The organism is Nocardioides sp. JCM 18999 (assembly GCF_055391175.1).
On record NZ_AP043887.1, the window covers coordinates 729,550 to 738,437 of the forward strand.

General features: G+C 69.7%; 9 protein-coding genes and 2 tRNA genes. 9 read left to right on the plus strand and 2 right to left on the minus strand.

Annotated features, from left to right (window positions below; all coding sequences use genetic code 11):
• The first annotated feature begins 15 nt into the window (after positions 1 to 15).
• The 4 genes from ACZ5J1_RS03500 (at position 16) to ACZ5J1_RS03515 (ending at position 2,370) form a co-directional block, all read left to right on the plus strand.
• Positions 16 to 90: transfer RNA gene (locus ACZ5J1_RS03500), tRNA-Gln, on the plus strand.
• 93 nt (positions 91 to 183) lie between these two features.
• Positions 184 to 256 (plus strand) — tRNA-Glu (locus ACZ5J1_RS03505).
• Positions 257 to 397: 141 nt separating this feature from the next.
• Positions 398 to 1,891: an AlkA N-terminal domain-containing protein gene (locus ACZ5J1_RS03510; RefSeq protein WP_464562555.1), complete on the plus strand. Its 1,494-nt coding sequence runs from the start codon at positions 398 to 400 to the stop codon at positions 1,889 to 1,891.
• Positions 1,891 to 2,370 (plus strand): methylated-DNA--[protein]-cysteine S-methyltransferase, encoded by a 480-nt coding sequence (locus ACZ5J1_RS03515; protein WP_464562557.1) that lies wholly within the window; start codon positions 1,891 to 1,893, stop codon positions 2,368 to 2,370. The genes ACZ5J1_RS03510 and ACZ5J1_RS03515 overlap by 1 nt, the downstream gene beginning before the upstream one ends.
• 128 nt (positions 2,371 to 2,498) lie before the next feature.
• Here ACZ5J1_RS03515 and ACZ5J1_RS03520 read toward each other — a convergent pair whose 3' ends face one another.
• Positions 2,499 to 3,218, minus strand: coding sequence for an IclR family transcriptional regulator (locus ACZ5J1_RS03520; protein WP_464562559.1), 720 nt, complete (start codon positions 3,216 to 3,218; stop codon positions 2,499 to 2,501).
• A 49-nt stretch (positions 3,219 to 3,267) separates the two neighbouring features.
• Here ACZ5J1_RS03520 and leuC point away from each other — a divergent pair, with 49 nt between their 5' ends.
• The 3 genes from leuC (at position 3,268) to ACZ5J1_RS03535 (ending at position 6,272) form a co-directional block, all read left to right on the plus strand.
• Positions 3,268 to 4,680 carry a 3-isopropylmalate dehydratase large subunit gene (leuC, locus tag ACZ5J1_RS03525; RefSeq protein ID WP_464562561.1) on the plus strand — a complete coding sequence of 471 codons (1,413 nt, stop codon included), beginning with the start codon at positions 3,268 to 3,270 and terminating at the stop codon, positions 4,678 to 4,680.
• Between the two features lie 14 nt (positions 4,681 to 4,694).
• Complete coding sequence (gene leuD / locus ACZ5J1_RS03530) at positions 4,695 to 5,294, plus strand: 3-isopropylmalate dehydratase small subunit (protein WP_464562563.1); 600 nt, start codon at positions 4,695 to 4,697, stop codon at positions 5,292 to 5,294.
• 243 nt (positions 5,295 to 5,537) lie between these two features.
• The gene (locus tag ACZ5J1_RS03535; protein ID WP_464562565.1) at positions 5,538 to 6,272 is read left to right on the plus strand and encodes an HU family DNA-binding protein; all 735 of its coding nucleotides are present in this window, start codon (positions 5,538 to 5,540) and stop codon (positions 6,270 to 6,272) included.
• A gap of 99 nt (positions 6,273 to 6,371) precedes the next feature.
• Here the strand turns inward: ACZ5J1_RS03535 and cofC are convergent, their stop codons facing one another.
• The gene (cofC, locus tag ACZ5J1_RS03540) at positions 6,372 to 7,028 is read right to left on the minus strand and encodes a 2-phospho-L-lactate guanylyltransferase (RefSeq protein WP_464562567.1); all 657 of its coding nucleotides are present in this window, start codon (positions 7,026 to 7,028) and stop codon (positions 6,372 to 6,374) included.
• Positions 7,029 to 7,082: 54 nt separating this feature from the next.
• Between cofC and ACZ5J1_RS03545 the strand changes: the two genes are divergently transcribed.
• Together ACZ5J1_RS03545 and ACZ5J1_RS03550 are read left to right on the plus strand one after the other, a co-directional pair.
• Complete coding sequence (locus ACZ5J1_RS03545; RefSeq protein ID WP_464562569.1) at positions 7,083 to 7,853, plus strand: lysophospholipid acyltransferase family protein; 771 nt, start codon at positions 7,083 to 7,085, stop codon at positions 7,851 to 7,853.
• Positions 7,850 to 8,866: an NAD(P)H-dependent glycerol-3-phosphate dehydrogenase gene (locus tag ACZ5J1_RS03550; RefSeq protein ID WP_464562571.1), complete on the plus strand. Its 1,017-nt coding sequence runs from the start codon at positions 7,850 to 7,852 to the stop codon at positions 8,864 to 8,866. The genes ACZ5J1_RS03545 and ACZ5J1_RS03550 overlap by 4 nt, the downstream gene beginning before the upstream one ends.
• Positions 8,867 to 8,888 lie beyond the last annotated feature (22 nt).

Genomic DNA, 8,888 nt, shown 5'->3' on the forward strand with positions numbered 1-8,888 from the left:
AAGCAGGACAGCCATTGGTCTATGGTGTAATTGGCAACACTACGGATTCTGATTCCGTCATTCTAGGTTCGAGTCCTAGTAGACCAGCCACAGATCCACGCCACTGAGTGACGCGGATTTGGTGTGAAACAAGCGGTTTCGCTAAAGTTTCACGAGTCGCCGCAGGGCGACGAAGCAGTACCTGCCCCCGTTGTGTAGCGGCCTAGCACGGCGCCCTCTCACGGCGTTAGCGCCGGTTCGAATCCGGTCGGGGGTACGTACCGGCCCGGATCCACCCAGTGGATCCGGGCCTTCTGCATTTCCGGGCGGCACGTCCGCGGAGTGCCTGCGGACGGTGACCCACCGCGATGTCCGTTTTCCGCTAGAAGGATCGGTCCGGCTGGGGCACGATCGAGACATGCACCTCGATCCGACCCTCTGCTACCGCGCTGTCAGCGGTCGCGATCGTCGCTTCGACGGGGTCTTCTTCACCGCCGTCCGTACGACGGGGATCTACTGCCGTCCGTCGTGCACCGCCCGCACCCCGGCGCCGGGCAACGTCACGTTCCATCCCACCGCGGCCAGCGCGCAGGCGGCCGGCTACCGCGCCTGCAAGCGTTGCCTCCCCGATGCGACCCCCGGAAGCCCCGAGTGGGACGTCGCGGCCACGGTCGCCGGCCGGGCGATGCGACTGATCGCCGACGGTGTCGTCGACCGCGAGGGCGTGGAGGGCCTGGCCGCGCGGATCGGCTACACGCCTCGCCACCTCACCCGACTGCTCACCTCCGAGCTCGGCGCAGGCCCGCTGGCCCTGGCGCGGGCTCGTCGTGCGCAGACGGCGCGGATCCTGATCGAGGCCGGCGATCTCAGCTTCGCCGACGTCGCCTTCGCCTCCGGGTTCGCCAGCGTCCGCCAGTTCAACGACACCGTCCGGGCGGTCTACGCCGCCAGCCCGAGCGAGCTGCGTGGCCACGCAGCACGCACCCGCACCGGTCGCGGGAGCGGTGCTCCGGGGGTGCTGTCGATGCGGCTCGCCGTCCGGACGCCGTTCGCCGGCTCGGCGCTGCTCGACTTCCTCGTCGACCACGCGGTTCCGGGCGTGGAGAGCGCCGGGCCCGGTTGGTACGCCCGCACCCTCGACCTGCCGCACGGCCCGGGGACCGTCCAGCTCGAGCTCGCCGACGACCTGACCTCGGGTCAGATGGCACTGGTGCCCGCGCGGTTCGTGCTGGCCGACCTGCGTGACGTCAGCGCCGCGGTGGAGCGGGTCCGTCGCCTGCTGGACGCCGACTGCGATCCCGTGACCGTCGACGCCCAGCTCGGGGTCGAGCCCGTGCTGGCCGGTCTCGTCGCCGCGTGCCCCGGTCTGCGCGTCCCCGGCCACGTCGACGGGGACGAGCTCGCGGTGCGGACGGTCGTGGGCCAACAGGTCAGCGTGGCCGGTGCCGCCACCGTGCTCGGTCGGATCGTCGCCGCGCACGGGACCCCGATCGACACCGACGTGCCCGGACTCACCCACCTCTTCCCGCGAGCGGCCGTGGTCGCCGCGCTCGACCCCGACACGCTGCCGATGCCTCGTGCCCGGGGTCGGTCGTTGGTCGGTCTCGCTTCGGCGCTGGCGAGCGGCGAGATCAGCCTCGACCGGGGGCGGTCCCGCGACGACGTACGCGCGGTGTTGGTGGCGTTGCCCGGGATCGGTCCGTGGACCGCCGACTACATCGCGCTGCGCGCTCTGGGCGACCCTGACGTGTTCCTCCCGACCGACGTCGGCGTCCGGCGGGCGCTGGACCGGCTCGGCGCCGACCCCGGCCTCGACCCGACAGACTGGCGGCCGTGGCGCTCCTACGCGCTCCTGCACCTGTGGCACAGCCTCGCCACCCCGCCCATCCCCGCCCCGAAGGAGAAGCCCTGATGTGGACCGTGGTCGACTCGCCGATCGGTGACCTTCGCCTGGTCGAGCACAACGACTCGATCACCGCGATCGAGTTCACCCCGTTCTCCGCCGGGACCGGCCGTCCGTTGGGGGCGCGGCAGGACGACCACCCGGTGCTCGTCGCCGCCGCGGGACAGCTCGCCGAGTACTTCGCCGGGGACCGGGAGGTCTTCGCCCTGCCCTTGGCTCCCGCGGGCACCGAGTTCCAGGTCCGGGTCTGGCGTGCACTCGTCGACGTACGGTTCGGTGAGACGGCGACGTACGGCGAGATCGCCCGCCGGCTGGGGATGACGAACGCGGCATCCCGGGCGGTCGGACTGGCCAACGGCCGCAACCCGATCCCGATCGTGATCCCGTGCCACCGGATCATCGGAGCGGACGGCACCCTCACCGGGTACGCCGGCGGCCTGGCTCGCAAACAGCAGCTGCTCGCCCTCGAAGGGGACAGCCTCTTCTGATGGTGAGCGGGCAGAAGTTTTCAGGACTGCGGACGTGAGCAGGCACAAACTTTCAAGACCGAGCGGGGAGCCTTGAAAACTTCTGCCTGTTCACGCTCCGGGTGGTGAAAGGTTCTGCCTGCTCACCGCTACTCGGCGGCGCGGCGGAGGGACTCGGACAGCCGCTCGGCGGCGGCGATCACGGCGGGGGCGTGCATCCGGCCGGGCTGGCGGGTGAGGCGCTCCAGCGGACCGGAGACCGAGACCGCGGCGATGATCTTGCCGCCGGGGGAGCGGACGGGGGCCGAGACGGAGGCGACACCGGCCTCGCGCTCGCCGACGGACTGGGCCCAGCCACGGCGACGGATCCCGGAGAGCGCGGCCGCGGAGAACGCAGCGTTCTGCAGGCCGCGGTGGACGCGCTCGGGGTCCTCCCAGGCGAGCAGGACCTGGGCGGCCGAGCCGGCGCGCATGGTCAGCTGCGACCCGACGGGGATGGTGTCGCGCAGGCCGGAGGGGCGTTCGGCGGCGGCGATGCAGACTCGGAAGTCGCCCTGGCGACGCCACAGCTGAGCCGACTCGCCCGTGATGTCGCGCAGGCGGGCCAGCACCGGGCCGGCGGTGGCGAGCAGGCGGTCCTCGCCGGCGGCGGCTGACAGCTCCGCCAGTCGCGGTCCGAGCACGAACCGCCCCTGGAGGTCGCGGGCCACCAGACGGTGATGTTCCAGCGCAACTGCGAGACGATGGGCGGTGGGCCGAGCCAGGCCCGTCGCGGTCACCAGCGAGGCGAGGGTGGCCGGGCCCGACTCCAGCGCGGTCAGCACCGCAGCTGCCTTGTCGAGAACGCCGACTCCACTTCCGTTGTCCATAGTGCGAGACTAATTGTCTCAAACCCTGGAATGCAAGTATTCTTCAAACATGGCAAAGACGCTGATCGAGAAGGTGTGGGATGAGCACGTCGTGCGCTCCACGGAGGGGGAGCCTGACCTTCTTTTCATTGACCTCCATCTCGTCCATGAGGTGACCAGCCCCCAGGCCTTCGACGGCCTGCGGCTCGCCGGTCGCCAGGTCCGCCGTCCGGACCTCACGCTGGCGACCGAGGACCACAACGTCCCGACGCTCGACTGGGACAAGCCGATCGCCGACCCGGTCTCGCGCCTGCAGGTCGACACCCTGCGCAAGCACGCCGAGGAGTTCGGCATCCGCCTGCACCCGCTCGGCGACATCAACCAGGGCATCGTCCACATCATCGGACCCGAGCTGGGCCTGACCCAGCCCGGCATGACGATCGTCTGCGGCGACTCGCACACCGCGACCCACGGCGCCTTCGGCTCGATCGCGTTCGGCATCGGCACGTCCGAGGTCGAGCACGTGCTCGCCACCCAGACGCTGCCGCAGGCCAAGCCCAAGACGATGGCCGTCAACGTCGTCGGCGAGCTCGCCGAGGGCGTCACGGCCAAGGACCTGGTGCTCGCGCTGATCACGCAGACCAGCACCGGCGGTGGCCAGGGCTACATCGTGGAGTACCGCGGTGAGGCGATCCGCAAGCTCTCCATGGACAGCCGGATGACCGTCTGCAACATGAGCATCGAGTGGGGTGCCAAGGCCGGACTGATCGCTCCCGACCAGACCACCTTCGACTACATGAAGGGTCGTCCCGAGGCGCCGAAGGGTGCCGACTGGGATGCCGCCGTGGCGCACTGGAAGACGCTCGTCACCGACGACGACGCCGTCTTCGACAAGGAGATCACCCTCGACGCCTCGGCCGTCACGCCGTTCGTCACCTGGGGCACCAACCCGGGCCAGGGTGCGCCGCTGGGCGCCAACGTCCCGAACCCGGAGGACTTCGCCACCGAGCAGGAGCGCGTCGCTGCTGCCGAGGCGCTGGCCTACATGGACCTCACCGCCGGGATGCCGCTGCGCGACGTCAAGATCGACACCGTCTTCATCGGCTCCTGCACCAACGGTCGACTGGAGGACCTGCGCCTGGGCGCCGAGACGATCAAGGGTCACAAGGTCGCCGAGGGGACCCGGATGCTCGTCGTCCCCGGCTCGGCCCGGGTCCGGCTCGAGGCCGAGGCCGAGGGTCTGGACAAGATCTTCATCGAGGCCGGGGCCGAGTGGCGTGGTGCCGGCTGCTCGATGTGTCTGGGGATGAACCCCGACACGTTGGCTCCCGGTGAGCGCAGCGCGTCGACGTCGAACCGCAACTTCGAAGGCCGGCAGGGCAAGGGCGGACGCACGCACCTCGTCTCGGTCGCGGTGGCTGCCGCCACCGCGGTGAAGGGCACGCTCGCCGCGCCCGCCGACCTCACGAACGCTTCGGTCTGAGAAGGAGCTTGACCATGGAGAAGTTCACCACCCACACCGGCATCGGCGCTCCGCTCAAGCGGAGCAACGTCGACACCGACCAGATCATCCCGGCCGAGTACCTCAAGCGGGTCAGCCGCAGCGGCTTCGAGGACGGGCTGTTCGCCGCATGGCGCAACGACCCTGAGTTCGTGCTCAACCAGGCGCCGTACGCCGCCGGCACCGTGCTCGTGACCGGCCCTGACTTCGGCACCGGCTCCTCACGTGAGCACGCGGTCTGGGCCCTGCAGAACTACGGGTTCAAGGTCGTCATCTCGGCTCGCTTCGGCGACATCTTCCGGGGGAACTCGGGCAAGGCCGGCCTCGTCGCCGCGCAGGTCGAACCCCCCGTGGTTGAGCGGTTGTGGGCCTACCTGGAGGCCACGCCCGGTGCCGAGATCACGGTCGACCTCGAGAGCCAGACCATCAGCACCCCGGACGGGTCCGTCTCGGAGCCCTTCAGCATCGATCCGTACACCAAGTGGCGCCTGCTCAACGGACTCGACGACATCGGGATCACCTTGTCCCACGAGGCTGACATCGCCGCCTACGAAGCCAAGCGACCCAGCTTCAAGCCGGTCACGCTGCCGCACTGATCACTCGCTTTTCGGGAGCATCGATCGAATTCGCACGCGGTGCGGGATTCAGGTGAAAGTCCTGAAACCCGCACCGCGTGCGGCTTTTCAGCCAGGAGCAAGAGTGAATTCGCTGCTTCGAATTGCATGACATGTCGCGACACGCCATGCAATTCTGGACAGATCGTGTTCGCGTCGGTTTAGCGTGCGAACAACGAAGTCGGGCAGTGAGGCTCGGCGCGAGGTTGAACTGAAAGGTCGATCGTGAACAAGTCTGAGCTCGTTGAAGCGCTCTCCACACGCTTCGATGGAAACAAGAAGGCCGCCTCTCACGCGTTGGAGTCGGTGCTCGACACCATCACCCGCGCCGTCGCCGATGGCGAGAAGGTCGCCATCACCGGATTCGGTTCTTTCGAGAAGCGAGTGCGCGAAGCCCGGTGGGTGCGTAACCCGCAGACCGGTGCCCGGATGAAGGCCAAGAAGACCTCCGTCCCGAAGTTCACCGCCGGTGCGGACCTGAAGAACATCGTCTCCGGCGCGAAGAAGCTGCCGAAGCTCCAGGTGCCCAAGACGGTCAAGGCTGCAGCTGCTGCGCCCGCGAAGTCGGCCGCTGCCGCCAAGAAGGCCGCCGCCTCGGCGCCCGCGAAGTCGGCCGCCGCCGCCAAGAAGGCCACGGCAGCCGCCAAGAAGGCGGTTCCGACCAAGAAGGCACCGGCAGCCAAGAAGGCTGCTCCCGCCAAGAAGGCCGCGCCCGCCAAGAAGGCGGCTCCGGTCAAGAAGGCTGCCGCTCCTGCGAAGAAGGCAGCCCCGGCCAAGAAGGCTGCTCCCGCCAAGAAGGCACCGGCAGCGAAGAAGGCAGCCCCCGCTAAGAAGGCTGCTCCCGCCAAGAAGGCACCGGCAGCGAAGAAGGCAGCCCCGGCCAAGAAGGCCGCTCCTGCCAAGAAGGCACCGGCCGCCAAGAAGGCACCCGCGAAGAAGGCTGCAGCCAAGAAGGCCTGAGCCCTTTCGTCGAACCACGACGGGCGGATCGTTCCTCAGGAACGATCCGCCCGTCGTCGATTTCCGGCCCGATTCTCCGAGGCGTTTCCCGAGAGGAATTCAGGAGATCGGAAGAAGCCTCGCGGAATCCACCACGGCACGCGTACGAGGTCCCAGTCCCAGGGCAGCCGCGGCGGCCAGGTCGGCGATCTCGTCGACATCGCGGCGCAGCGTGGGCAGGTCGTCGGTCAGCTCGATCGCGCCGGCGGACCGGTGGCGTTCGCGGGACGCCGTACCGAAGGACGGGCGGAACACTGTCAACGGCGCGGCATAGAGCGTCGTCCCCACCCCGTCGGCGTCGCTGACGAACGACGCACGGTCCACCGGCGCCGCCGCCAGGGCAGCCTCGAGATCCCGGCTCGCCAACGCCGGCAGGTCACCGCACAGTGCGACCGGCACCAGGCCGGGCCATCGGCGATCGGCTTCGGCTGCGGCCTGCACCAGCGTCCCGTTGAGGTCGTCGGAGACGCCGTCGGGGATCGCGTGGCAGCCGATCTCCCGCAACCGGCGGGAGAATCCGCCGTCATCGGTCACCACCAGCACGGCCGCGACCGACGGGGCCGTCAGGCAGGCCGCCGCGGTGTCGAGCGCGAAGGCCTCGGCCAGCCGCCGTCGTACGTCGTCGCCGACCGCCGCCAGGCGGGACTTGCCCCGCACCGGCGGCTTGATCGGCAGCAGCACCACGTGGGAGTGCTGGACGGGAATTCGTTCAGACATCACCGACGATCCTTGCAGGTCGCCGGGAGTGACCACGCGGTAACCTGACCGATCGTGGGTAGGTATCGGAAACGGAGCGAGAAGCTCGATCCCGGGTATGCGTTCGCCGTGCCGATCGTGAAGCCGGTCCTCAAAGCGATCACCACGCAGGAGTGGATCGGTGCCGAGAACATTCCGGCCACCGGCGGCGTGATCCTCGCGATGAACCACGTCTCCCACATCGACCCGCTGACCGCGGCCCACCTCACCTGGGACCACGGCCGGCTCTCGCGCTACCTCGCCAAGGCGAGCCTCTTCGACGTCCCGGTGCTCGGCGGCGTGATGAAGGCGGCCAGGCAGATCCCGGTCGAGCGGGCCAGCGCCGGTGCCGACGCCCTCGCGGCGGCGATCGACGCGGTCAAGGACGGCAAGCTGATCGTGGTCTACGTCGAAGGATCGATCACGAAGGACCCGCAGGGTTGGCCGATGGTCGGCAAGAGCGGTGCCGCCCGGATCGCGCTCGCCACCGGCGCGCCGGTGATCCCCGTCGGCCAGTGGGGCGCCCAGGCGCTGCTGAACGGCTACGAGAAGAAGTTCAGCCCGTTCCCACGCAAGAAGATCCAGATGCGGGTCGGCCCACCGGTCGATCTCGACGACCTCCGGGACCACGCCGCCGGGGAGCGGCCGTCCGGGGCCGACGTGCACGAGGCGACCGACCGGATCATGCGCGCGATCGTCGACCTCGTCGCCGAGATCCGGGGCGAGGAACCGCCGACCGAGCTGTTCGACCCGCGCAGGACCACCACAGATCCGACCGACACCAGCGACACGGAGGGCTCCGCATGAGCACCGCATCCCAGGGCCGCGTGGCCGTCTTCGGCGCAGGGTCGTGGGGGACCGCGTTCTCGATGGTCCTCGCCGACGCCGGCAACGACGTCACCATGTGGGCACGTCGCGAAGAGCTCGCCGACCAGATCAACGCCACCCACGTCAACGGCGACTACCTCCCCGAGATCGAGCTTCCCGCCTCGATCCGCGCGACCCACGACCCGGCCGAGGCGCTGGCCGGTGCTGACGTCGTCGTGCTCGCGGTGCCGAGCCAGTCGCTGCGCGAGAACCTCGTCGAGTGGGCGCCGTACGTCGAGGACGACGCCGTCTTCGTGTCGCTGATGAAGGGCGTCGAGCTCGGCACCCTCGACAGGATGAGCGAGGTGATCGCCGAGGTCACCGGCGCCGGACCGGACCGGATCGGTGTCGTCTCCGGGCCCAACCTGGCCAAGGAGATCGCCCGCCGCGAGCCCGCCGCCTCCACCGTCGCCTGTGCGGACGACGAGGTCGCGCGCCGGCTCCAGGCCCGGGTGCACAGCCCGTCCTTCCGTCCCTACACCTCGACCGACGTGATCGGTTGCGAGCTGGGCGGTGCCTACAAGAACGTCGTCGGCATCGCCGTCGGGATGGCCGTCGGGCTCGGCTTCGGTGACAACACCACCGCCACCGTGATCACCCGCGGGCTCGCCGAGACCGCGCGACTCGGGATGACACTGGGCGCCAACCCGCTGACCCTGATGGGCCTGGCCGGACTCGGCGACCTGGTCGCCACCTGCTCCTCACCGCTGTCGCGCAACCGCACCTTCGGCGAGAAGCTCGGCTCCGGGATGAGCGCCGACGAGATCTTCGCCTCGAGCCGCCAGGTCGCCGAGGGCGCGAAGTCGTGCGCCTCCCTGCGTGCGCTGGCCGCGCGCGCCGGGGTGGACCACCCGCTGGTGGCCGCGGTCGACGACGTCGTGGCCGGCCGGATCAGTGCACGGGACCTGATGGACGGGCTGCTCGAGCGTCCGACCAAGGCCGAGACCGACTGACCCCCAACCGGGTTCAGGGCAG